Annotated in this window: 21 protein-coding genes and 1 pseudogene; 3 read left to right on the forward strand and 19 right to left on the reverse strand. The window is 55.6% G+C overall.

Features of this window, described 5'->3' with window-relative positions; genetic code table 11:
• The 13 genes from paaX to ilvD form a co-directional block, all read right to left on the reverse strand.
• Nucleotides 1–858: a phenylacetic acid degradation operon negative regulatory protein PaaX gene (gene paaX / locus A0V43_RS07820; RefSeq protein WP_033008035.1), complete on the reverse strand. Its 858-nt coding sequence runs from the start codon at nucleotides 856–858 to the stop codon at nucleotides 1–3.
• 209 nt (nucleotides 859–1,067) lie between these two features.
• Nucleotides 1,068–2,279 carry a thiolase family protein gene (locus A0V43_RS07825; protein WP_063192814.1) on the reverse strand — a complete coding sequence of 404 codons (1,212 nt, stop codon included), beginning with the start codon at nucleotides 2,277–2,279 and terminating at the stop codon, nucleotides 1,068–1,070.
• Nucleotides 2,280–2,305: 26 nt separating this feature from the next.
• Entirely contained in the window at nucleotides 2,306–3,169 is an 864-nt protein-coding gene (locus tag A0V43_RS07830) for a 3-hydroxyacyl-CoA dehydrogenase (RefSeq protein ID WP_063192815.1), read from the reverse strand.
• 251 nt (nucleotides 3,170–3,420) lie between these two features.
• On the reverse strand, nucleotides 3,421–4,938 hold the full coding sequence (locus A0V43_RS07835; protein ID WP_063192816.1) for an aldehyde dehydrogenase family protein: 1,518 nt from the start codon (nucleotides 4,936–4,938) through the stop codon (nucleotides 3,421–3,423).
• A 17-nt stretch (nucleotides 4,939–4,955) separates the two neighbouring features.
• Nucleotides 4,956–5,729 carry an enoyl-CoA hydratase-related protein gene (locus A0V43_RS07840; RefSeq protein WP_063192817.1) on the reverse strand — a complete coding sequence of 258 codons (774 nt, stop codon included), beginning with the start codon at nucleotides 5,727–5,729 and terminating at the stop codon, nucleotides 4,956–4,958.
• Between the two features lie 12 nt (nucleotides 5,730–5,741).
• The gene (locus A0V43_RS07845; RefSeq protein ID WP_015375103.1) at nucleotides 5,742–6,518 is read right to left on the reverse strand and encodes an enoyl-CoA hydratase/isomerase family protein; all 777 of its coding nucleotides are present in this window, start codon (nucleotides 6,516–6,518) and stop codon (nucleotides 5,742–5,744) included.
• Nucleotides 6,511–6,822: an EthD family reductase gene (locus tag A0V43_RS07850; RefSeq protein ID WP_025950499.1), complete on the reverse strand. Its 312-nt coding sequence runs from the start codon at nucleotides 6,820–6,822 to the stop codon at nucleotides 6,511–6,513. Before A0V43_RS07850 ends, A0V43_RS07845 begins: the two co-directional genes overlap by 8 nt.
• Before the next feature lie 24 nt (nucleotides 6,823–6,846).
• Nucleotides 6,847–7,323, reverse strand: coding sequence for a 1,2-phenylacetyl-CoA epoxidase subunit PaaD (gene paaD, locus A0V43_RS07855; RefSeq protein ID WP_063193836.1), 477 nt, complete (start codon nucleotides 7,321–7,323; stop codon nucleotides 6,847–6,849).
• Between the two features lie 155 nt (nucleotides 7,324–7,478).
• Nucleotides 7,479–8,312 (reverse strand): 1,2-phenylacetyl-CoA epoxidase subunit PaaC, encoded by an 834-nt coding sequence (gene paaC, locus A0V43_RS07860; protein ID WP_063192818.1) that lies wholly within the window; start codon nucleotides 8,310–8,312, stop codon nucleotides 7,479–7,481.
• Complete coding sequence (paaB, locus tag A0V43_RS07865; protein WP_011231529.1) at nucleotides 8,288–8,641, reverse strand: 1,2-phenylacetyl-CoA epoxidase subunit PaaB; 354 nt, start codon at nucleotides 8,639–8,641, stop codon at nucleotides 8,288–8,290. Before paaB ends, paaC begins: the two co-directional genes overlap by 25 nt.
• Nucleotides 8,642–8,653: 12 nt before the next feature.
• Entirely contained in the window at nucleotides 8,654–9,622 is a 969-nt protein-coding gene (gene paaA, locus A0V43_RS07870) for a 1,2-phenylacetyl-CoA epoxidase subunit PaaA (RefSeq protein ID WP_063192819.1), read from the reverse strand.
• A 95-nt stretch (nucleotides 9,623–9,717) separates the two neighbouring features.
• Nucleotides 9,718–10,089 (reverse strand): phenylacetate--CoA ligase family protein, encoded by a 372-nt coding sequence (locus A0V43_RS07875; protein WP_236612564.1) that lies wholly within the window; start codon nucleotides 10,087–10,089, stop codon nucleotides 9,718–9,720.
• A 356-nt stretch (nucleotides 10,090–10,445) separates the two neighbouring features.
• On the reverse strand, nucleotides 10,446–12,116 hold the full coding sequence (gene ilvD, locus A0V43_RS07880; protein WP_063192821.1) for a dihydroxy-acid dehydratase: 1,671 nt from the start codon (nucleotides 12,114–12,116) through the stop codon (nucleotides 10,446–10,448).
• A gap of 504 nt (nucleotides 12,117–12,620) precedes the next feature.
• Here ilvD and proB point away from each other — a divergent pair.
• Together proB and A0V43_RS07890 are read left to right on the forward strand one after the other, a co-directional pair.
• Nucleotides 12,621–13,745 carry a glutamate 5-kinase gene (gene proB / locus A0V43_RS07885; protein WP_063192822.1) on the forward strand — a complete coding sequence of 375 codons (1,125 nt, stop codon included), beginning with the start codon at nucleotides 12,621–12,623 and terminating at the stop codon, nucleotides 13,743–13,745.
• The gene (locus A0V43_RS07890; RefSeq protein ID WP_063192823.1) at nucleotides 13,742–14,986 is read left to right on the forward strand and encodes a glutamate-5-semialdehyde dehydrogenase; all 1,245 of its coding nucleotides are present in this window, start codon (nucleotides 13,742–13,744) and stop codon (nucleotides 14,984–14,986) included. Before proB ends, A0V43_RS07890 begins: the two co-directional genes overlap by 4 nt.
• Before the next feature lie 309 nt (nucleotides 14,987–15,295).
• On the opposite strand, the gene A0V43_RS07895 is transcribed toward A0V43_RS07890, so the two are convergent.
• The 3 genes and pseudogenes from A0V43_RS07895 to A0V43_RS07905 form a co-directional block, all read right to left on the reverse strand.
• Nucleotides 15,296–15,700, reverse strand: a complete 405-nt coding sequence (locus tag A0V43_RS07895) for a GtrA family protein (RefSeq protein ID WP_063192824.1) — start codon at nucleotides 15,698–15,700, stop codon at nucleotides 15,296–15,298.
• Nucleotides 15,672–16,633, reverse strand: a pseudogene (locus tag A0V43_RS07900) (glycosyltransferase family 2 protein). Before A0V43_RS07900 ends, A0V43_RS07895 begins: the two are co-directional and overlap by 29 nt.
• Nucleotides 16,634–16,872: 239 nt before the next feature.
• Nucleotides 16,873–18,918, reverse strand: a complete 2,046-nt coding sequence (locus A0V43_RS07905; RefSeq protein ID WP_063192825.1) for a glycosyltransferase family 39 protein — start codon at nucleotides 18,916–18,918, stop codon at nucleotides 16,873–16,875.
• A 153-nt stretch (nucleotides 18,919–19,071) separates the two neighbouring features.
• Here A0V43_RS07905 and A0V43_RS07910 point away from each other — a divergent pair, with 153 nt between their 5' ends.
• A complete protein-coding gene (locus tag A0V43_RS07910) occupies nucleotides 19,072–19,581 on the forward strand; it encodes a hypothetical protein (protein WP_063192826.1) in 510 nt (169 codons plus the stop codon).
• A gap of 135 nt (nucleotides 19,582–19,716) precedes the next feature.
• Here A0V43_RS07910 and A0V43_RS07915 read toward each other — a convergent pair whose 3' ends face one another.
• From A0V43_RS07915 to A0V43_RS07925, 3 genes are all read right to left on the reverse strand, one after another.
• The gene (locus A0V43_RS07915) at nucleotides 19,717–22,974 is read right to left on the reverse strand and encodes a hypothetical protein (RefSeq protein ID WP_063192827.1); all 3,258 of its coding nucleotides are present in this window, start codon (nucleotides 22,972–22,974) and stop codon (nucleotides 19,717–19,719) included.
• A gap of 210 nt (nucleotides 22,975–23,184) precedes the next feature.
• On the reverse strand, nucleotides 23,185–23,751 hold the full coding sequence (locus A0V43_RS07920; RefSeq protein ID WP_063192828.1) for a shikimate kinase: 567 nt from the start codon (nucleotides 23,749–23,751) through the stop codon (nucleotides 23,185–23,187).
• Between the two features lie 16 nt (nucleotides 23,752–23,767).
• Nucleotides 23,768–24,796: a LacI family DNA-binding transcriptional regulator gene (locus A0V43_RS07925; RefSeq protein ID WP_206501589.1), complete on the reverse strand. Its 1,029-nt coding sequence runs from the start codon at nucleotides 24,794–24,796 to the stop codon at nucleotides 23,768–23,770.
• Nucleotides 24,797–24,931 lie beyond the last annotated feature (135 nt).

A 24,931-nucleotide genomic window follows, 5' to 3' on the forward strand; every position in this document is an offset into this window, starting at 1 on the left:
TCATTCCACGGAGGTCTCTTCCTCTTCTTTTTTGTCAAGCTCTGCCCCTTCTTGAAACACCGCTTCAAAGAAACGGCTAGCCGGTGCGGCGAGCTGTTGGTAATAGTCGTTGAACAAGGCGGCGGCATGGCTTCCCATCCACTCGTTCGGCAGCAGCTCTTCCGGCAGGCCGGGGTCGATGAACAAAAACTTCCGGTACTCATGAACGAGCTTCGTTCGCTCGACAAAACAGTCCGCATCCGACATTTCGCCGCGCTCAATTTTATGTTTGTCAATGACATATTTTTGGCTGTAGACGGCAATAAACTGCTCGTATTTTTGGTTGATCTCATCCAAGTTCCAGCACTTTTCCACAAGCTGCTTGTTCGTATGCGGACCGTCGTATTCGGCCAAAAAGAAGTCGACATACGGGCGGATGTCATACTTGTCGATCAAGTCGTACACTTGTTGCTCCAAATTGTTCGGGGACATCCAGCAGCTGTTGGACATCGTGCCGAACCCGCTCCAAACAAGCTCCTTTCGCAGTTCGTCGCGCAAATGCCGCTTCTCCTCAGGAATCGTATAGATCAGGATCCGCCATTTCCCGTCCCAATGCTCGGGACGCGTTTTGTAAATGCGCCGCGCCGCCTCTTCCATCCGCTTGACGCCGCGCGCCGTAAGGGAATAGTAGCTTTTATTGCCGCGTTTTTCTGCCTGAATCCATCCTTGCTTGCTCATGCGCGACACCGCCGCCCGCACCGCTTGGTCGTTATGGCCGAATTCGCGAAGGAGGCGGATGAGGCTCCCGATCCAAATTTCACCGCCGTAGCGGCGGATGTAGTCGCCGTAAATGGTAAAAATGAGTGAGCGCGTATTCATCCAATGAAACTCCCTTTATCTTGTTTTCGAACTATAATCGTAACAAACTTTTCTCACGCTGGCAAGACGGACGAAAAACAAACGGAATAAAAAAGAGCCGCACCGCTAAAAAGCAGGCGGCTCTCAGCGGCGCGCCAACGGGCGGCCGCAGCCCGATCCGGCGGCATTTCGCCAAGCCGCCGCGACAAGGCCAACCTGGCGAAATACTCTCACCGTTCGTCTGCGTTTTTCACAATGGTGGCGATTCCTTGGCCGACGCCGATGCACATCGTCGCCAAGCCATAGGCGACGCCGCGTTTTCGCATTTCGTAAATCAATGTCGTCAAAATGCGGGCGCCGCTCGCGCCAAGCGGATGGCCGAGGGCAATCGCTCCCCCGTTGACGTTCACTTTCGACCGGTCGAGCTCTAGCTGGCGAATGCACTCTAGCGCCTGTGAGGCGAACGCTTCGTTCAGCTCGACAAGCCCGATGTCGTCAAGCGACAACCCGGCGCGGCGCAACGCTTTGCGCGTCGCAAAAACCGGGCCGATTCCCATGACGGCCGGTTCAACGCCGGCGACCGCTGAAGTGACATAGGCAGCCAGCGGCTTGAGCCCGAGTTCTTTTGCCTTTTCGGCGCTCATTAACAAAAGCGCCGCCGCCCCGTCGTTAATGCCGGACGAGTTGCCGGCTGTCACCGTGCCGTTTTCAAACAATGGGGGCAGCTTCGCCAGTTTCTCAAGCGTCGTATCCGGACGCGGATGCTCGTCTTTATCGACGACAACGCGGTTGCCTTTTCGATCGTGGTATACAACCGGCACGAGCTCATCCGCAAACCGATTCGTTTCGATCGCTTGTTTCGCTTTCATTTGGCTTTCATAGGCAAACTCATCTTGCGCCTCGCGCGTCACGCCGAACCGCTTCGCCACGTTTTCCGCCGTCTGCGGCATGCTGTCGGTGCCGTACATTTCATGCATTTTCGGGTTGATAAAGCGCCAGCCGATCGTCGTATCGTACATCTCGATGTTGCCGCGCGGGAAATCGCTTGCCGGTTTCGGCATGACAAACGGAGCGCGCGTCATGCTTTCCACGCCGCCCGCGATCATGATATCCGCCTCTCCAGCCAAAATCGCCCGCGCTGCATAATTGACCGCATCAAGCCCTGAACCGCACAGCCGGTTGACCGTCACCCCTGCGACTTCAATGGGCAGCCCGGCCAACAGCGCCGCCATGCGGGCGACGTTGCGGTTGTCCTCGCCGGCTTGGTTGGCGTTGCCAAAAACGACATCATCAATTTGTTCCACCGGCAAACCCGGATTTCGCTCGATAAGCGCCCGGATGACAACAGCCGCCAAATCATCCGGCCTGACGTCTTTCAACGCGCCCTTGTAGCGGCCAATCGGCGTGCGCACCGCATCGACAATCACGACTTCTCTGCCCATGTTCTCTCCCTTCCTTTTCCAGCGAATCAGATGTTTTCCCGATTCGTATAGTCATAGACGCCGCGGCCTGTTTTGCGGCCGAGCCGCCCCGCTTTGACGTATTGCTCCAACAGCGGCGCCGGGCGGTATTTTTCGCCCAACTTTTCATGCAAATATTTTAAGTTATTCAACCGCGTATCGAGCCCGACTAAGTCGGCCAGCTCAAACGGGCCCATCGGGAAATTGAGGCCGAGCTTGATCGCTTTGTCGATCTCTTCCGGCGTCCCCACGCCTTCTTGCAGCATATAAAACGCTTCATTGCCGACAAGGGCGCTGATCCGGCTCGTGACGAATCCCGGAAATTCATTGACGACAACGGTTTCTTTCCCCATCCGCGCGGCGACTTCCTTCGCCATTTGCGCCGTTTCGTCGCTCGTCTCCAAACCGCGGATGATTTCCACAAGCTTCATTTTATGAACCGGGTTGAAAAAGTGCATGGCAATCACCCGCTCCGGCCGCTTCGTGAACGAACCGATTTCGGTCGGACTCATGGTGGACGTATTCGTCGCAAAATAGCACGACGCCGGCGCATGGGCGTCAATCGTCTCGAACACTTGCTTTTTCCATTCAAGTTTTTCCGGCACGGCCTCGATCACCAAATCGGCATCGCGCACAGCGGCCGCCAAATCAAGTGAATACGACAGGCGCGCCTCGGCTTCTTGCCGCTCGCCCGTTGTCAATTTCCCCCGAGCGACCGCTTGTTCAAAAATTGAAGCAATCTCCTTCTGGGCGCTCTCCAATTGTTCTTGCTTAATGTCCACTAAGGTCGTCTGAAACCCGCCGACAGCGCCGACATACGCAATGCCTCTCCCCATCACGCCGCTGCCGACGACAACAAGACGTTCGATCATCGTCTTCCCCCTCCCGTGTGTTGATGTACGGTGGCTGATGCATCGAGCTAGCGTTCTCTCTCACCAAGCGGCGGACGCCGTCAAATGAATGGGCACCCCATCACGCGCGACGGGGTGCTCAGCAAACGGACAGGCGCGTCTCTTCACGCTTGCCCGAATTCGCTCTTGCCTTCAAGGGCGGCAACTTGAACGTTGCGTCCAAGGACGCGACCCGCTCTCGTATGTTGGCAAACGCCAAACGGCAAAAGCCCTTAGACGCCAAACGGATTAAGCGGACGCGGCCCGTAATACGACAGCACGCTTTTCGTTTCTGTGTACAAATCAAGCGCCTCGACAGACAGCTCGCGCCCGAATCCGGACTGTTTGTAGCCGCCAAACGGCGTGCCCGGGAAGGCGGAGAATGGGCTGTTGACCATGACAATGCCGGAACGCAGCTGTTTCGCTACGCGAACGGCGCGGCCATGATCTTTCGTCCAAACGGCGGCGGCCAGCCCATAGTCGCTATCGTTCGCCAATTCAACGGCTTCGGCTTCATCGCGGAATTTCATGACGACGACAACCGGTCCGAAAATTTCTTCGCGAACCGCTTTCATTTGATGGCTCACGTTCGTCAAAATCGTCGGTTCATACCAGTAACCGTTTTCAAATCCCTCGACTACCGCTTCTTTCCCTCCGGCAACGATCGTCGCTCCGTCGGCGACAGCCGATTGCACATATTCATCGATCACTTCCAGCTGCCCGCGGCTGATGATCGCCCCGACATGCGTGCCGGCATCAAACGGGTTGCCGAGTTTCAGCTGCTTCGTTTTGGCCACGAACGATTCCATAAAGGCGTCATAAATGCTTTCATGCACATACAAGCGAGAGCGCGCCTCGCACGATTGTCCGCTGTTGTAGAAAATGCCGAACAATGAGCCGGCGACAGCCGCTTCCAAATCGGCGTCCGCAAATACAAGGCTCGGCGATTTGCCGCCCAGCTCGAGCGTCACCCGTTTTAATGTTTTCGACGCTTTCTCCATAATTTCCTTCCCGACCGGCGTCGATCCGGTAAACGCGACTTTGTCGACGAGCGGATGCTCCACCAAATAGTCGCCGACTTCCGCCCCGGCGCCGGTCACCACATTGACGACCCCTTCCGGCACCCCGGCCTCGTGGCAAATTTCCGCCAGCACAAGGCAGGTGAGCGGCGTCAGCGACGCCGGTTTGACGACAACCGAGCATCCCGCGGCAATGGCGGGCGCGATTTTCCAAGCCGCCATCATGAGCGGGTAGTTCCACGGAATGATTTGGGCGCACACACCGACCGGCTCCTTTTCCGTATAGTTGTGAAACGCCCCCGGCATCGGGTTGACCGCCCCGCGGTGGCCAATGATCGCTCCGGCAAAAAACTCAAAGTCTTCAATGGCTTGCATTACTTGTCCTTGAGCTGCTGACAGTGCTTTTCCGGTATTCAAAATTTCCAATTCCACCAATTCATTGAAACGTTCGCGCATGATGGATGCAATTTGGTGCAAGATGCGGGCGCGTTTTTGCACCGGGAAATGACGCCATTTCCCATGATCAAACGCACGCCGCGCCGCCTGCACCGCCCGTTCGGCATCCTCGCGCGTCCCCTTCGCAACGCGGGCGACCGGTTCGCCAGTGGCCGGATTGATCACTTCAAACGTCTCTCCCGAAGCGCTTTCCACCCGCTCCCCGTTCACAATCAAATGATAGAAATCGCGTTTGGTCGGCATCGGTTCCATTTTCTTTTGTTTCACAGTCGCCATCGTTTCATCCCCCTTGCTTAGTTTCCTCGGAATAATGGTTTTCGTTTTTCAAAGAACGCCTTGACGCCTTCGCGGTGATCTGCCGTCATGCCGGCAATGCGTTGGCATTCCGCTTCCCGTTCCAAGTAGCGGTCAAACGTCGTTTCTTCGCCTTCGCGAAGCAGCCGTTTGATGAGTCCAATCGCCTTCGTTGGCATGGCAGCGAGCCGCTCGGCAAACTGCTTGACTCCCTCCTCCCAATCAGAGAGAGGAATGACCTTGGTCGCCAGCCCGAGCGAGGCGGCCTGTTCAGCGGAGATTTTATCCCCGAGCACCGCAAGCTCAAGCGCCTTCGCCCGTCCGACGAGGCGCGGCAAATAGTACAGATGGCCCGCATCCGGCACAAGACCGACGTGAATAAACGCAGGAGCGAAACTCGCTTTTTCCGAAAGAAGCCGGAAATCACACGCCAGCGCCAAGCTCATGCCCGCGCCGGCCGCCGCCCCGTTCACCGCCGCGACAACCGGCTTTTCAAAGCGGTGAAGCGCTTTCATCATCGGCGCGTACCGGGTGCGCAACACGTCGCCGTGGTTCATTTCTTCCGTCACGCCGCTTAAATCTTCCCCGGCGCAAAACGCCCGCCCTGCGCCTGTGATCACCATACAGCGGACGTTTGGATCCGCCCCTGCTTGTTTGAGCGCTTTCGTCACTTCTGCATTCATCTGCTCCGTAAACGCATTGAGCTGATCCGGACGGTTGAGCGTCAGCCAGGCCACTTGCCCCTTTACTTCATACCGGATCGTTTCGTACATAAAGCGCCCCCCTTATTTTCCTTGGAAGCGCGGCTTCCGTTTTTCGAGGAAGGCCGCCATCCCTTCTTTTTGGTCTTCCGAGGCGAACAATAGGTAAAAGTTTTTTCGCTCAAATTGCATGCCTTCATAGAGCGGATAGTCGACCGCTTTTTGCACCGCCTCTTTGATCAGCCGAAGAGCCAACGGCGGCTGTTGGGCGAGCCGCCCGGCCAACCGCATCGTTTCTTCCATTAGCAGCTCCGGGCTGACGACGCGCGTCACGATGCCCAGTTTGTGCGCCTCCTCCGCCGGCAAGCGCTCCCCGGTCCATAGCCACTCAAGCGCCCGCTTCGGTCCAATGAGTTTCGTTAATCGCTGCGTGCCTCCCGCACCTGGCATGACGCCAAGGTTCACTTCTGGAAAGCCAAATTCGGCCGCCGACGACGCGACAATCAAGTCGCACGAAAGCGCCAGCTCAAAACCGCCCCCGAGCGCCAACCCGTTCACCGCGGCGATCATCGGCGTTTTCACGATGGACAGGCGATCCCAATCGGCAAACTGGTTCAGCCACTCAAGGCGAATCGGGTCATCATCCGCCATCTCTTGAATGTCCGCCCCTGCCGCAAACGCTCGCCCGCGCCCGGTCAGCACGATGACGCGCACTGTTTCATCCCGGTCAAACGCTTCCACCGCCGCCACGATTTCCGCCACCATTTGACGGCTTAACGCGTTCAACACATGCGGACGGGCGAGTTCGATGATGCCGACCGCTCCTTCTTGCCGCACCGCAATGGAATTCCATTCACTCATGCTCTACTTCCTCACCGACCATAAAGGTGACGAGATCGCCGGCAAACGACATGACATCTTTGGCCGATGCTTTCGCTTCTTTCGTTTTCATCGCTTCTTGAAACGCCTCTTGGCTGTCGTAATACATTTCACACAACAAATAATACTCGCTTTCCGTCCCCATCGGCGTGCCGGTAATTTTCGTCACTGTGATTTTGCGCAGGCCCGGAATTTTTTCCGTCAGCGGCACATGCGTTCCGTAATAATGAGCGTCGAATTGCTCCTTATCTTTCGGCTGTTTGTACAAAGCGATCATTTTAAACATGGCGAACATCTCCTCTCCCTTTTCTTATCGTGAAACCAATACAGGCTTCATCGCTTCAAACGGATTTTTGCATTGTTTGCAGTAGAAAATGCTGCGGCAGGCGGTCGGGCCAAACAAATTTTCCATGACGGTCCGCTCCGCCCCGCAATATGGACACGCCACTTGCCATGCCCCTGACGGCATTTGCCGCGGCGGCGGGGCGATGCCGAACTGCTTTAGCCGCTCCCGTCCGGCTTCGCTGATCCGGTCGGACGTCCACGGCGGATGGCGGAGAAACTCCACCGTCACCGCCGAAGCCCCTGCCTGCTTCACCGCTTCCTCCACCTTGGCGCGGATGATGTCAAGCGCCGGACACCCGAGAAACGTCGGCAGCAGACAGACCGAGACCGCTCCGTCATGAACGTCAACCCGTTCCACCATCCCGAGATCGACGATGCTAACGGAATGGATTTCCGGGTCTTTCACCAACTCCAACGTTTTCCAAACCTCTTCCTTTGTCATGATTCTCCCTCGCATTTCCCAATCCGCCGCCGTTTTCCCTCTTTGGCTGCCTAGTGCCGCCAATGCTATGCCGTTTTGCTCCTTCAACAAACACCTCGCCGGCACAAAGAGGCATCATGCCCAACGCCGCACTTTGGCCAACAGCGGCGCCGGCATCACCAGACCGCATGCGGGACGGCGCGGTATACTTCTGACAACGTCGCCAGCGCTTCGTCCAAATCCGGCGTATGTTCGCCGTTGCGGCCGTTGCCATGTTTCATGCCAAACGGCATCGGCCAATCAAGCCCCACTTCGGCAAACGCCGGCGCCAGCGCGGCAATCGTCCGTTCTGTCAGCACCTTTTCGTCGTCAATCAATCCCCATCGCACCATGTCCGCTCCCTTCGCCCCAAGCGTCAACACGCCGGCAAAATCAGCGGCCACGTCTTGGATGGCTTTCGTCATTCGCGTCCGCGCTTCCAAAGGGGCATTCGTCAGCTGGACAAACCACGTATGCCAATGAAGCAAATGATAATGCAGCTCCACTTGAATTTTCGCCGCCACCTCGGCCAAAGGCGTATACACACTTTTTGTCAATGATTCAAGACGGATGCGTTTCGCCTGTGTATAAAAGTACTGGCGAACAACGGTGAATGCCCAGTCATAGCGAGGCTCGCGCAAATAATGCCCCGGGCCGTTTACCCGTTCGAGCAAAACCGCATTGCGCCGCGCCGAAGCCGGACGTGCGTGCGCCAGTTCGTCGGCTGATCCACAGCCAAGATCTTCAAGCAGCTGATAATACATGGCCGCATGCCCCATCGTATCTTGGCTGATGGAAGAAAACGCAATATCCTCCTCGATATGCGGCGCCAACCCAAGCCATTCCGAGCCGCGGTAGGCAAGCAAAAAATCATCATCCGCGAGCTGAAACAATAGCTCGACAAGCGCCTCTTGACCGTCTGGATGGAAGTGAATCGGTTTTTCGCTCATCGCCGAATCTCGCCTTTCCATGACAAAATTTCCTTCTCATCAAGCACGTTTTGCTCATATTTGCGCCATCGTTTCTTTAAATCCCCATATCCTCGCGTCAACCGGTAATCTTTGTTGTCAAGCCGCTTGAGCGCTGCTTTTTCCTCCTCACTCATTCGCCGGATATAGTCCCGCTTCACAACCCAAAGATCCGCGACCGGCTCGCGGCGCATAAAGTTTTCCTGCGCCATCACGAGCGCAATCTCCTCATTGGGGGCAAGCAAACTGAATTGATGCTGCATCGGTGCATCCGGCGCTTTGCGGCTGAACACTTCAAACACTTGATAAAATCCTTGTTCTTTTCCCGCCATGGCCATCCCTCCTCATCCAGCCGTCCGGACCGCGCCAAGCGCCTCACGCACCCACGCATTTTGCTTGTACGCCGTCCGCCGAAGCTCAAGCCGCTCCTGCGACTTCGGCCCGTTGTTGCGGATGATTTCTTTAAACCGCTCCCAATCCGGCTGCCGGTAAATCCATTGGCCCTTCTCTTTGTCAAAATGCATGGTCTCATCAGGAATCTTCAGTCCGAGCGCCCAAATGCGCGGCACGTATTTCGTGAAAAAGTCTTGACGCAGCTGCTCGTTCGTTTTCGTGCGAATGCGGTATTTGATCGTGATGTCTTGCTTTGACGTTCCCGTCGTATCGGCCGTCGGCGGACCGAAAAACATAAGCAGCGCCTCCCACCAACGGTTGAGCGCCTCTTGGAGCATCTCTTTTTGCTCCTTCGTCCCTTCGGCGAGCGCCAAAATAATCGACTCGCCGTGCTGGGCGTGAAACACTTCCTCGGCGCAAATGCGCTTCAGCGCCCGCGCATACGGTCCGTACGAGGCATCGAGCATGTTCGTCTGCGTCATAATCGCTGCTCCATCGACGAGCCAGCCGATCAACCCGGCATCCGCCCATGTCGGCGCCGCCATATGAAAGACATTGTGAAACTTCAACCGTTCGTTCAATAAATCTTCGAGAATATCGTCCCGCGTTTTGCCAAGCGGCGCCATCAAATCTTCCGCCACCCGCAGCAGCAGCTGGCCGTGCCCCATTTCATCCTGCACTTTCGCCATAATGCCAAGCTTGCGGCGCAGCGACGGCGCTTTCGGCACCCATTCTTTTTCCGGAAGCGCTCCCATAATTTCGCTCACCGCATGCATCGCAATGAGCTTGATCAGCGTCACCCGATACTCATCCGGCATCCAGTCATCGGCTTCGATCTTTTCTCCCGCCTCGATGCGCTGCATAAACCGTTCGTATTTCTCCTCATCTGACAGGCGGGTGAACATCATCATCGCTGCCATCCTCCATCCCCTCTATTAAAAATTTATTATATAACGTTTATTTAACGTTATTATATTTAAATGTTATAAAAATAGAAACTATTTTTCTCGCTTTTTTACACGGGATTCTCTTGTTTGCGGCGGTCAATAACGCGCACTGCTTTCCCTTCTGAGCGCGGGAGCGTTTTGGGAGGATGAAGACGAACGCCAATGGAAATCAAGCAATGCGTTTTTAACAACGACTGGATGCGCCGAACAAGCTCAATCGCTGCCCCGCTTTGCAAATCACCGCCAACCTGATTGTAAAAATATTCCGTCACCTCGGCATGCAATTCAAGCGCTTCGAGACGCCCGTGAAGAAACCGATGCAGCTGATAGTGCGGAGCCAGTTCCGAGACGCGAAGCAGATGGTGCTCAATTTCCGATGGAAACACATTGACGCCGCGGATGATGATCATATCATCAACCCGCCCTTTGACCCGCGACATGCGCGCCGTCGTCCGCCCGCAGCCGCTCAAGCTGGAGAGCCTCAAGCTCGCTGCGTGCAGCCGTCTCAATGTCATGCAACATCATCGTTTCCGCCCCCTCTATTAAAGCGCTTTCAAATAATGATAAACATATAACGTTATATAAACGTTATATGTTTAAACTATTATATTTAATTTTAAAATAGGTTAAATATTTTAAAATGTCAATACTCTTTTTTGAGGGCCAAGAAGAGGACGGATGGCAGTTTGGGCTTTTTAGATTGTTTCTGCTGATGGGAAAGTTTAGAAATGAAAAAAGAAGGCAGCGCTCATGCTGATGGAGCGCCGCCTTCCTTGATCCTATTTCGCCTAAATTTTCATAATCCCCCCGTGCTCGCCGAGGTGACGTGTTTCGAGTAGCGGGCGAGATAGCCGGTTTTCACTTTCGGTTCAAAGCCTTTCCAGTTCGCCTTCCGCCGTTCGAGCTCTTCATCGGACAGCTTGACGTTGATCGTCCGTTTCACCGTGTCAATCTCGATGATGTCGCCGTCTTGGATGAACGCGATCGGCCCGCCTTCGGCCGCTTCCGGTGAAACGTGGCCGACGGATAGGCCGCGCGAGGCGCCGGAGAAGCGGCCGTCAGTGACAAGCGCCACTTTGGTGCCGAGCCCCATGCCGACGATTTGCGACGTCGGCGCCAGCATTTCCGGCATCCCTGGGCCGCCTTTTGGTCCTTCGTAGCGGATGACGACAACATGTCCCGGCTTGATTTTGCCACTGGCGATGCCTTCAAGCGCCTCTTCCTGCGAATCAAACACGATCGCCGGACCTTCATGGCGCGTGATGCCGCCTTGGACCGCGCCGGTTTTGATGACGGCGCCGTCCGGCGCCAGGTTGCCAAACAAAATGGCAAGCCCGCCCGTTTCCGAATACGGGTTGTCAATCGGCCGGATGACATCGTAGTTTTTCACCTCGCAGCCGGCGATGTTTTCCCCGAGCGTTTTGCCCGTGACGGTGAGCGTATCTAAATGAAGCGTGCCTTCTTTTTTCGCCAGTTCGTTCAACACGGCCGAAACGCCGCCCGCTTCATGCAAGTCTTCGATGTAATGGATGTCCGACGCCGGGGCGAGTTTGGCCAAATGCGGCACGCGCGCCGCCACTTCGTTGATGCGCTCAAGCGAGTACTCGATGCCGGCTTCGTTGGCGATCGCCAGCGTATGCAGCACCGTATTCGTCGAGCCGCCAAGCGCCATGTCGAGGGCAAACGCATTGTCGATCGCTTTTTCGGTGACGATGTCGCGCGGTTTAATGTCATGCTCGATCAAATACATGAGCTGTTTCGCCGACTGGCGGACAAGTTCTTTGCGCGCCGGGTCGACCGCCAAAATCGTGCCGTTGCCCGGCAGTGCAAGCCCGAGCGCTTCAGCGAGACAGTTCATCGAGTTGGCCGTAAACATGCCCGAGCACGATCCGCACGTCGGACAGCCGTACCGTTCGAGTTCTTCAAGCCCTTTCTCATCGAGCGTTCCCCCTAAATACGCCCCGACGCCTTCAAATACAGATGACAGTGAAATTTTCCGCCCATCCTTCGTCACGCCGGCTTTCATCGGTCCCCCGCTGACGAAAATCGTCGGAATGTTAAGACGCATCGCCGCCATCATCATTCCCGGCGTAATTTTGTCGCAGTTCGGAATGCACACCATGCCGTCAAACCAATGCGCCGAGATAACCGTTTCGATCGAATCGGCGATGATTTCCCGGCTCGGCAGCGAATAGCGCATCCCGATATGGCCCATCGCAATACCGTCGTCAACGCCGATCGTGTTCATTTCAAACGGCACGCCGCCCGCTTCGCGAATCGCTTCTTTCACGATTCTCCCAAACTCTTGCAAGTGAACGTGCCCCGGAATAATGTCGATGTATGAATTCACCACCGCAATAAACGGTTTATCAAAGTCTTCTTCTTTTACGCCCGCCGCTCGCAATAGGCTTCGGTGCGGAGCACGGTCAAATCCTTTTTTGATCATGTCGCTGCGCCGTTTTTTCATCATCGGTCCCTCCATCATGCGGTTTGATTGATTGCTAGTATTGTACCACTTTTTCTAATAGAAAGACAATTACCTTTATTATGAATGCGTTTTCAAAATCTGCTTCGAAAAAACAAGTCAGAAAAATCAGCCTTTCCTCTTGACAACCGGAGCATTTGGCGTCATAATTTCTTACAAATTGCACTCCTTGACAAGAAAACAACAGGAACGGCACGGGACTAGTAAACCGAGGGAACGCGCCAGAGAGTGGAACCCACAGGCTGGAAGGTTCCTCGCGGGAAGCCGGTTGAACCTGCCCTAGACGGCCGCTTATGCAAACATAAGCCGCACGCCTGCGTTACAGGCTCGAGGGGGCGCTTTAGGCGCCAAAAAAGGTGGTACCGCGGAACGCTTTTCCGTCCTTTTGCGAAAGGAGGAAAAGCGTTTTTTATTGGCCGGCCGCTTCGCAGGACGGCTAGGCAATCCAACTCATGCCATTCAACACGCAAAGGAGGGAGGAACGCGATGAAACGGCAGCGCGTGGTGGTCAAAATCGGCAGCAGCTCGCTCACCGATCCGAAAGGCGGCCTTTGCCATGACAAGCTGTTCGATCACGTTGAGGCGATCGCTTATCTCAAACAGCTTGGCCATGACGTCATTCTCATCACGTCCGGCGCTGTCGCCGCCGGGTTCGGGCCGCTCGGCTACCCGGCGCGGCCGACGACGATCGCCGGCAAACAGGCCGCGGCTGCCGTCGGGCAAAGCTTGCTCATGCAGGCGTACAGCTCGGCGTTCGCCCGCTTTGGCTTCACGGCCGCCCAATTGTTGTTGACGCGCAGCGACTTTTACAGCCGCGAACGGTTTCGCAACTTGTTCGCCACGATGACGACGCTGCTCGAACACGGGGCGATCCCGATCATCAATGAAAACGACTCCGTTTCCGTTGAAGAATTGACGTTTGGCGACAACGATATGCTGTCGGCGCTTGTCGCCGGTTTTTTGCACGCCGATGCGCTCATGTTGCTTACCGACATTAACGGGCTGTATGACGCCAACCCGAAAACGAATCCACAGGCGAAAAAATACGCCTTTTTGCCGCACATTACCGACGAAATGATCGAAGCGGCCGGCGGCAGCGGCTCGGCAGTCGGCACCGGCGGGATGCGCTCAAAGCTTCTCGCCGCCCAAAAAGCGTTGTCCTTCGGCGTCAGCGTCTTTATCGGCACCGGGCGAGGCAAAGGAAAACTCGCCGATATTTTAGCCGGAAAAGGCGATGGGACGTACATCGGTGCCCCATTTCCGAAGCAAATGCAAATGCACAAGCAATGGATCGCGTATCACGCGCCTGTCGCCGGCACGATCACCGTTGACAGCGGCGCGGAGGAAGCGCTCCTTGCGCGCGGCAAAAGCTTGCTGCCGGCCGGCGTCACGGCCGTTTCCGGCGACTTTCATGCGATGGATGTCGTCGATGTTGTCAATGAGAAAGGGATCACGATCGGCCGCGGCCAAGTGTATTATGCCGCTGCCGATTTAGAAAAAGTAAAAGGACTTCCGAGCGAGGAAGCGCGGCAATACTCGTACTTGCACCGCCCGGAAGTCATTCACCGCGACAATTGGGTCACCTTGCGAAAGGAGAGTGTATTCAAATGACCGAACTGCTTGAAAAAGCCGAGCGTCTGAAAACCGCCTCACAAACGCTCGCGATGCTGTCAACGGAAGAAAAAAACGCCGCATTGGAACAAATCGCCCAAGCGCTTGACCGCGAACGCGCCTTCATTTTGCAAGAAAACGAGAAAGATATGGCCCAAGGCCGCGAGCAAGGGCTGTCACCGGCTTTGCTCGACCGGTTGCAGCTCACCGACGAACGAATGGACCAAATCATCGGCGGCGTCCGCCAAGTCGCTTTCCTTCCCGACCCGGTCGGAGAAATCGTCGAGGAATGGACGCGGCCGAACGGGCTTCGCATCCAAACGGTGCGCGTGCCGCTTGGAGTGGTCGGCATGGTGTATGAAGCGCGGCCGAACGTCACGGTCGATGCCGCCAGCCTTTGCCTGAAAACCGGAAACGCCGTCCTGCTTCGCGGCAGCTCGTCAGCGCTTCATTCGAACAAAGCGCTTGTCGCCGTCATGAAAGAGGCGCTCCGCGCGACGACCGTTCCGGAAACGGCGATTGAACTGCTCGAAGACACAAGCAGGGAAACGGCCCAGCACATGTTTCGCCTGAACGAGTATTTGGACGTTCTCATCCCGCGCGGCGGCGCCGGGCTCATCCGCTCGGTCGTCGAAAACGCCACCGTGCCGGTGCTTGAAACCGGCGTCGGCAACTGTCATATGTTCATCGACGAATCAGCCGAGCGGCAAATGGCGATTGAGATCGTCCTGAACGCCAAACTGCAGCGGCCGTCCGTCTGCAACGCCATCGAAACGGTGCTCATCCATGAGCGTTGGCCATATGCCGACGACTTGCTTGAGGCGCTGCACGCCCGCGGCGTCGAGCTGCGCGGCGACGGCCGCCTCGCGTCATCGTATCCGTTCATCAAGCCGGCGACGGAAGACGACTGGCATACGGAGTATTTGGCGCCGATTTTAGCGGTTAAGCTCGTCGCCGATGTCGATGAGGCGATTGCCCATATCCGCCGCTACGGAACGAAGCACTCGGAAGCGATCATCACCGAAAATGAAGCGAACGTCCGTCGCTTTTTCCAAGCGGTCGACGCCGCTGTCTTGTACCATAACGCCTCCACCCGCTTCACGGACGGCGAGCAGTTCGGCTACGGGGCGGAAATCGGCATCAGCACGCAAAAGCTGCATGCTCGCGGTCCGATGGGGCTTGTCGCCATCACGACGACGAAATCGCTCGTGTACGGGACGGGGCAAATTCGCGAGTCATAACGATGGCGCAGCGAAGCCGGCTTCTTTTTTCACCAAGTTTCGAAAAGGCTGGCAAAATCAGCGCTTCTCTTTCATACTGAAAGCAACGGGTTCAGCGAAATCGGTCGTTTTTCACCAGTGCTCTAAAAGGCTGGTAAAAAAAACAGCTGTTTCCCTTGATCGATGGGGGAACGTGTGAAAAGCGGTACCGATGCCACAGGGGTTTTCTATTTGAAAAATGATGCTGGGAAGCGACCTACTCCCGTAAATCACCAGCCTTCTAAAGCATAAAACGATCCGGGCCCAACGCATGGCTTCCGGATCGTTTTCTTATTTTCCCGTTTCCGCAAACACCCAATAGCGGCTGCCGATAAAATTCACCGCCATCCCGGCCATCGTCGCCGCCATTTTCGCTAGCCAGAGCGGCATGAACAGTTCGCCCGCCAATAAGACGCCAAGCGACGCGCCAAGCGACAACCCGTTGACGGCAAGAAAGCGCAAAACTTCCTTTATATTGGCCTTTCGTCTCACTTGAAACGTCCAACGCCGATTCCAAATGTAGCTGTTCGCCATCCCAGCGCCGTAGGAAACGACTTGGGCGGCCGCCGCCGGAGCGCCTGCGGCAGTCACCAAAAAAAAGACGACGAAGTCCACCGCGGTATTGCTCACTCCGACGACCACAAATCGCCATACGGTTTGGTTTTCTTTACGAAATGTATGAAGGCTTCCGTTCATGTTTCGTTCCGACTCCCCACGTTTCATTGACAATATAGAGCGGACGCTCTTTCACTTCATCGTAAATCCGGCCGATATATTCGCCAATCGCGCCGAGCATGAGCAGTGTCACCCCGTTGCCAAGCAGCATGACCATCGACAACGACGCCCAGCCGGCGACCGTTGAATGGGCAAACCATTTAAGGTAAAGGACAACGAACATCCCTACCACACTGGCCGCCGACAACAAGAACCCAAGCCAACTCGCCAGCTTCAGCGGCTTGTATGAAAAAGAAGTGATGCCATCAAGCGAAAACCGGATCATCTTTTTGAGCGGGTATTTCGTCTCGCCGGCGAAACGCGGCTCCCGCTCGTATTCAACCGCCGTCTGCCGGAAGCCGATCCAGCTTACCAGCCCCCGGACAAAACGGCTTCGCTCCCTCATATAGCGTAACTGATCACACACTTTCCGGTCAATAAGGCGAAAATCGCCTGTATCGACCGGAATGTCGATTTCAGTCGCCGCTCGCAGCAACCGGTAAAACACGTAAGCCGTCCATCTTTTGAACGCCGTCTCGCCCTTGCGCTTGACGCGCCGGGCATACACCACTTCATACCCTTCCTTCCAGCGCTCGATCATCTCTAAAATAAGCTCGGGGGGTCTTGCAAATCAGCGTCAATGACGATGATCGCTTGGCCCGAGGCATAGTCCATCCCTGCGGTAATGGCGATTTGGTGGCCGAAATTGCGGGAAAAGTCAATGTACTTCACGGTGTCATCCTTCACGGCCAATTCCCTCAAGATCTCCAGCGTCTCATCCGTGCTGCCGTCGTTAATGAACAACAATTCATACGGTTCGTCCGTTTGCTCCATGACGGTTTTCAACCGCCGGTACGTCTCGCGGATGACCAGCGCCTCATTATATACAGGGATAATGACAGAATAGGTCGCCATTCATGTCCCCTCCTTCGTTCGCTTCTTGCCTTTTTCTGCGAAAAGACAGCTCACACACGCCTCTATCCTCACACCCGAAAAAAGAGAGCGATGCAAACCGCATCGTTTTGCACCATCGTGCTCAAAGCGCAGCTTTTCGCGTGCGACGTCCCATGATTTCGCGAAAAACCGCACGGCGCTTCCGTTGCAAGTGAAAAAACGTTATCGAAGTATTCGCCAACATACTCGAGCACCAGATGCTAGCCGTTGTACACGTACAGCGTCATTCCTCCGCGGCCCATGCCGCCAAAGGTCTCGCTTTGCCCACCGCCCCATTGTGACGACGGCACTTCTTGACAATGCGTTTTGATCCATTGCACCAGCTCATTGTCGCCCCGTCCCTCTCCAGAGAGAAGGAAATACTTCACCTCGCCGTTTTGGACCATCTTCTCCAGCTTCGAGGGGGTCAACACTGGATCGGTTCCCCCAAATCCACCCATCGCCATCACCGCGCGGTCGGTATGAAGCATCATCTCCGCCGCTTCGGTTGCTCGAATGGTCGCGGCCAAGTATTTGGTTTTTCCAGCGTGTTGCTCTAAATAAGCCACTAAAGCGGCCAATGAATGGCGGCCTCCAAGCTCAGTCCCTTCATCCGACCGCACATCCCTTTGCCCTTGCCGCCAGCGCCCGTCCTGCCCCGCCGGCATCGCTGCAGTCAGCATGGCGCCTCCTTCCCGGCGCAAATCGGGCCCTGCATATGGAATCGTGCTGTTCGTTCCGTACAACACAGGTGTGAGCGACCAATACGCCGGCAGCACAAGCAAGCCAAACAACGCGGCCGCATAGATAATCCGCCGCCAACGCTCGCGCCCTTCCATCGCCAACCAGAGGCAAACGACCGCCAGTCCGTAAAATCCGACCGCCATCGGCCACACGGCCGACAATGAGTGGTTGTATTGCCAAGCAATCCATATATCAAACGCATAAGTGGCCAAAAGAGCTGTCGGAAACAGCCATGTCATTCGACGCTCACCGGTTCCAAACGAAGCGAGCATCGTTCCTCCAGCTCCCACCAACACTGCAATCGCCGGAGCCAGCATACTTAAATAGTAACGATGGTAAAACCCGGCGATGCTGAAAAACACCATCATCGGTCCAAGCCAAGCAAGCCAAAAGAGCAAGAAACGATGAAACAACGTTATTTGGCGGCGGCGCCATACATCAGCCATCCATCCGACAGCTACCACCATCACAAACGGCAGCAGCCAACTCGCTTGTCCGGCTAAAGGAAGCTGGAACAGCCGAAAAATGCCGGGATCGCCAATCTCTCCGCGGCCGATGCCGCCCATGCCGCCTCCTGGAGCAGAAGGAGGGGCTCCTGGCGCTCCGGACATCGAAGGCGGTGCTCCTTCTGAAGGAAATGCGCCATTCTCTCCACCGTTTGGCGGTGCAGTGATGCCGCTCGTTTCTGTCAACCTCTCTCTCCCATTCAAATCCGTCCCCATCCTACCGCCCGGCCCGGCCTCCCCTGTCAGCCGTTCAATGCCGTTGTAGCCTAGGGCCAGCTCCAACACCGAATTGGTTTTGCTGCCGCCAATGTATGGGCGTTTATCGGCCGGAATCAAAGCGACAGCTCCCGCATACGAAAGGGAAACGGCAAGCAGCACGACTGTGGCCATCGCCAAATGGCCCGTCCGTTTTTTCCACGATGTTTTCGCCGCCAACCAATAGAACAAGTAAAACGCCGGCAGCACCATGTACGCCTGCAGCATTTTCATATTAAACCCCACCCCAACGACCGCAAAGCTGCCGATCAGCCATGCGAGCCGCTTGGTCATGACGGCTTTCATCAACATCCAAACCGCGACAAGCAGCGTAAATACCAATACGGCATCAATGTTGTTCGTACGCGCCACGGCCACAAACACCGGGGTGCAGGAAAAAATGAAGCTTGCCCAGCGCGCCGCTATCCGACCCGCCCACGGCTTGACGATGACGTACATCATCCACGTCGAGGCAACCCCCGCCAACGCTTCCGGAAGAAGCACGCTAAAATCGCTCACTCCGAACACTTTCACGCTCAACGCCTGCAGCCAAAGCGCCGCCGGCGGCTTATCAACGGTAATGAATCCCTCCGGATCAAGCGCTGCGAAGAAAAACGCCTTCCAACTTGCGGCCATGCTTTTCGCCGCCGCCGTATAATACACATTGGAACCGCTGTTTCCCATTTGATAGAAGTGCAAAAAAGCTGACCAAGCCATGATCGCCGTAATCCATCCATCCCATTTCCATTGTATTTTCTTCATCGACTCTCCCTTTCCGTCATGTTCTTCGTCTCCTGCCGTTACGTTACCCCTTGTTGGTGAAAGTTTGGTGAAAAAATCGAGCGAATGGACAAGGTTTTCATTTCGCTGGCCGCAGACGTGTGCTATGATAAAAGGCGAAGGGAGGTGAATCGTGTGGAAGGAGCCACCATCGTGCAACAAATTTTAAAGGCGCTCGACTTGCATTCCGGAAAAATTCAACAACAAATGAAGGAAATGGAGGATCGGCTGCGCACCGAAATCCAAGATACAGAAAGCCGACTGCGTGCTGAAATTCAAGACACGGAAAGCCGACTGCGTGCTGAAATTCAAGACACGGAAAACCGACTGCGCGCTGAAATCCAAGATACAGAAAACCGACTGCGCGCGGAGATCCAAGATACAGAAAACCGACTGCGCGCGGAGATCCAAGATACAGAAAATCGGCTGTATGCCAAAATTCGCGAAACGGAAGACCGGTTGCACCAAAAACTCTTGGATCTGGAAAAACGCACTGACGCTCGGTTTGAGCGCTTGGAAACGAAAATGAACTATTGGCGCCTTGAATGGTCGGAAACACAGGAAACCGTCGACTTCCTCGCCCGCAAAACCCTCCAACATGAACGAAAACTCCGTTCCCGGGCTGGACAAAACGAAATCTCTTAAAAAACGAAAAAAGCCAAACCGGCCGCCCGCGCTTTCCTGCTTGACGGTTGGTTTGGCTTCTGTCTTCTGTTGTTTAAACAGGCGCTTGCTTTGATGAATGATCGCGATGTCGAGAGGAGGCAAGCGCTTTTCTTTTTATTCCGCTCCCTGCTGTGTTGCGATGCCCACGCGTGAAAACGCCTCTTTCATCACCTCATACGACCGCTTCAGCCGCTCATGATAGCGCGGCGCCTCCCACACCGGCCACGTGTACTCATAAAATCGCGCGGCCGGGAGCACATTCCCGTTCATCGCCGGGAAAGAAAACGAATCGTCTTCATCCTTGACGTACAAACCAAGGCGAATGCCTTCAATCATGACACGGCTTTTGAGCCCGCCTTTCGACCACATGTCGCCCATCACCTCGCGCCGGCTCGGATCGGTCACGTTCAAAAGCGCCCATGGCAGGCGGATTTCGTACATATCGCCATCGCGGCTGACGCTGATATCCGCGAGTGAATCGTACGCTGCATCGTCGGGATTGGCCGTGCCAAACCGCAACACCCCGGTTTCATATGAGTCGAACGGCACGGCCTTGCCGCGGGTTTCTTCCAATTTTTTGTTCAATGTCAGGCGAATCGGGTGGTAGACGCCGTTATCTTTGCGATTGGCGTACGGCGCCGCCGGCATCATATGCAGCTCTTTTCCGTAATGAAAGTAAAACGTGTCATAGTAGCTGTCGACAAGCAGACGGGCGCTCTGTTTTCCATGAATGACCAAGGCAAAGTCGATTCCCGCTGTCCGGACGCCAGACAGGCCGGGCAGACGCGATTGCCCTTGATTCGGAATCGTATCAAACGCCATGTAGACCGTCGTCCGATCGGTGATGCGCCCGCTGTCAAGCCGCACGTACAAATACCCTTCATCGCTTGTGACGTACAGCGCTCGCTTGCCCTCTGTCCAAACCGGACGGATTCCATTGAACGTCCAATCGTCTTTCCGCCCGTCGACCTTGATCATCGCGGCCGCGCTTGAACGTGGCTCAAACCGAAGCAGCCCAAAATGTTGTTCGTTCGTCTGCGCATTCAGCCAAAACGGCCGCCGGTTCGGGCTGTCGTACTCCATCGTGTTCCACGTCCGCTTGAACCATTCATCCTGCCAGGAAAACAACAGCCCTCCCGCCATCCGCTCATGGACGATGTCCTCAAACAGCTTCCGGTCGATCGCTCCTTGTTCTTGTTCCGACAAAAACCCCTGATTTTTCCCGTGCACATTTCGATGCGCCATGCCGCGCGAAGAAGGAACGCCAAATTCAGCGACCAAAATCGGCATCCGGTGCGCCGCCTTCATGTCGTGCAAGTAGCCGGCATAGCTGTTCTGCTCGCCGCGTTGGTCAACATAGCTGACGTACTTTTCCTCACGATTCAAAAAGTCAGGGTAATACGGATAAATATGGTATGACGCAAACAGCCCGGCGCGCAGCTCGTCAGTGGCGTACATGACATTCGGGTTGACGGAGACAAGATCTTCTTTGACAAGCGGCTCGGCCGGATGGCGGAGGAGGTCAGTCGTCACCCAATTCGTAAAACTGACCGGCCGCTGCCAGCCGTATGTTTCCGCTTCATACGCCACCGCTTCGTCGATCACCTGCGCCAACCATGCCTCAAACGGGCTCGCTCCTTTCGTGTACACGTATTTGCCGCGGTAGTCGCCCTGCTTCGGGTGTTTTTCGTTCGTCGCCGCCACGACTTCCGGATCCCACTCGACGCCGAAAATCCAGCCGAGAACATACGGGGAAAGGTCGTATCGGTACACCCCGCCGGCATGACCCGGCCGTTTTGGAATGCGGGCCTTGCCATGAACGAGGTCAATCGTGCGGCGAATATCCATGCGAAACGACTCACTCACCTCAGGCGACCACACATCTTTCGTCCGCAGCATCGCCCCTTCATCGATCCAAACGCCATGGAACAAATAAAGCGGCTGCTTCGCTATTTGGTTGTACTCGTAAAGCGCTTCGTAAAACGCAGGCGGATGGATCGTATAGACGCGGATGGCATTCGCCCCCATAGCGCCGATGTATTGCAGCCAGCGGAAATATTCTTCCTTCGTAATCTTCGCCTCTCCCGGAAACGCGCCGGGCTTGCTGATGCCGAGGTTGACGCCTTTGATGAGCAGCGGCTCCCATCTCCCGTTGTGGTATACTTGCAAATAGTCGCGCCCGACCGTTCCGGCCAAGTGGACCCCTTCCTGCTTGGCTGTTTGAACTTGGACTTGCAGCTTTCCTTTCTTTTTGTATCCCTCTATTTCGCGCAAAATCGCTTTCATCATCGGCACGTACGCCTTCCAGTAAAAGGCCGCGCCGTTGTCCGGGCGGCTGCCCGCCGTCCATTTGCGCCATACATCCAGCCCCACGGTCTGATAAACGGAAGGCAGTTCCCCTTGATCAGCGTAATCGCCGCAAAAGTAATACGACTGATACGTCTTTGTCTCATAGCGAACAACGGCTGGAAACGAAAGCGGCAGCCCGATCGCCCGCAGCTTCTCTTTCCCGCGCTCAGACAGCGACAACGTATACGTCGCCAACACCATGTGTTTATCAAGCGGCTTGACGATGTCAAACCAATACGCATACGGCGCGCGCATCTTGCCGCCCCAACGGGCTTCCCCCGCTTTTGTGAACGAAAACACGACACCATCGGCGCCAATATCACGCCGATCGAGGACAAGAAGGCGATCCGATTCATCGACCAACACTATACCCGGCCCGCGGAACGAAAACGGCTTTCCGTATTGCGCTTTGTAGTTTTCTTTCACCCACACCGGCACTTCCCGGCTTCCCAAGTCAGAAAAATAACGGCCGATCCAGCCGGTCCACTCAAGGCCGAACAGCTGGGCAAACGAGGCGCGCACTTCGTTTTCTGTCGGATGGGCCATCGAATTGAACTCAGCGATCAACGTTTTCCCGCCTTGGCGGGCAAACCGCCAAAGCGACTCCATCTCCTGCCGCTCAAGCCCGCCGTACACTTTCGCCGAACGGGCGCCGTCCATTTGCTTGCGGACGAACTCCTCCTCATATACCCCGTATGTGTCAACGATATAGACCGCATCGTACCGCTCCATCTCCTTTGGCAGCGGCCGCACCTCGTACGTTCCATCCTGTTTCGGCGCAAACCCGGCATAATCTCGCGCCGCCTCATACCGCTTTCCGCTGCTTTGAACGTATTTTTGCTGATTGAGCAGCCAAACGAGCCCTTGATGCTCGCGATACGACCGATCGGGCACCGTTTTGTCGACAATAAGCAAATCGAGCTTCGTTTCTGGTTTCAGCCACCAAAGCCAATAGGGCGCGAACAGAACCAGCACTGCCAAGACCATATACACATAAAGCCAGCTGAACACCCGCTTCTCCATCTCCCCACTCTCCCAATCTTTCACCTATTTCCCCTATTTATAACAAACGAAACGATTGTCCGGCAAGAACAGGCAGATGCGGCATTCGAAATTTCTTTTTTGGTCAACCGAAGTCCATTTCCAATCAAATGGCGGCAACCCTTGCCGATGAAAAAATCAAAAAAGCAAGCCCCTTTGTCTAGGAGCTTGCTTGCCTGCCGCTGGATCCTCTCAACGGTTCGGCTCGTACACATCCCACGTCCATTTAATCGACTGAACAATTTGGTCCGCCGCCTGTTCAGCCTCGAGCTCATTGATGATGACGCGGGAATGGTGGAGCGCATAGGCCGATTGGCGCTGGAAAAAGAGCTGCTCCACTTCTTCCAACGTTTTGTTTTTCAACACCGGGCGGCTGTCGACAATGAGCGGCAGCCGCTCTTCCTTCCAATGCTCCCACGACAAGTCAAGGAAAAAGACGATGCCGTGGGCCAAACAGGCGCGCCGCACCTCTTCCTGCAAATACGCGCCACCGCCGAGCGAAAGGATTTTCAACCTTGTATTCGTGCACAAATCAACGATCAGCTCGCGCTCAACTTGCCGAAAATACGCTTCCCCTTTTTGCGCGAACATCTCCGGAATCGTCATCCCGTGCTGCCGCTCGATTTCCGCATCGACATCGATAAAGTCGCGGTACAGCTTCTTCGCGACAAGCTGCCCGATCGTTGTTTTCCCCGCTCCCATAAAGCCGATCAAAATGATATTTCGCTCGCGGAGCGGGATGGCGGTTTGCCTCTCCACGTTGCTTCACCTCTTTTTACTCTCTCTTTCCGGAAGACTGGCGGATAACGAGCTCCGGATGCAAAATCGTCCGTTTCGGCTCGCCGTCATCCCCTTTCATGCGTTCGTGCAATCGCCGCGCTGCGCACGCACCGATCTTTTCTGGGAATGCAGCCACCGTCGTTAGCGGCGGTTGAAACAGCGCGGATTCTTGAATGTTGTCAAAACCGACGACCGCAATGTCACGCCCCGGAACGATCCCTTCCTCTTTTAAGCCAAGCATCGCCCCAAACGCGACGACATCGTTGTAACAAAAGAGCGCTGTCGGCGGGTTCGGGTGCTGCAACAGGCGTTTGACCGCCATCCGCCCGCCTTGCCTTGTCGTCGCCGATGGCACAAGCAGCGTGTCATCCATCTCGATGCCCGCCGCACGCAACGCTTCACTGTACCCCGACCGGCGCGCTTTCCATACGGACGATTGCGGAGACCCACCGATAAAGGCGATGCGCCGATGGCCGCCTTCGAGCAAATGCTCGACCGCCATCCGCCCGCCGGCCATATTATCGATCCCAATATAATCAAACTGTCCGGCCGGAAGTTCATCACGGGCAAACAATACAACAGGAATATCCCACTGCCGCAGCTGCTCGAGCATCTCTGCCGAACATCCGGGAACCGGGCTCATGATCACACCGCCCACCCGATGCTCCAGCATCGTCGACAATAAGGCGTCTTGTTTTTCCGGCCGGTCAAACGTCGTGCCTAAAATGACCGTATATCCTTCCTGATCGAGCGCCTCATGGACGCCAACGAGCAATTCGGAAAAAAACGGGTTGTCAAGTTCGGTGATAATAAGACCAACTGTCGACGAACGCTGCGAACGCAAATTGGCCGCCACGCGGTCATAGACGTAGCCAAGCTCTTTCATCGCTTGGAGCACTTTTTTTCGCGTTTCTTTCGAAATATTCGGACTCCCACGGACGACAAGAGAGGCGGTCGCCCGCGACACGCCGGCGTGTTTGGCGACTTGTTCGAGCGTCACGCGGGAACGCTTTTTATCTGACACCGTTCGAATCACCTGCTTTACCGTCGCTTTCACCTATCAAAAGTATAAAGGCTGGCGGCAAGCAGTGTCAATGCAAGGCGTGGGCTGCCGCGAAAACAAACTTCGAAACAAAAAACCCGGCAGCCTCGCACAAGG

The organism is Geobacillus sp. JS12, from assembly GCF_001592395.1.
Taxonomy (GTDB): domain Bacteria; phylum Bacillota; class Bacilli; order Bacillales; family Anoxybacillaceae; genus Geobacillus; species Geobacillus zalihae.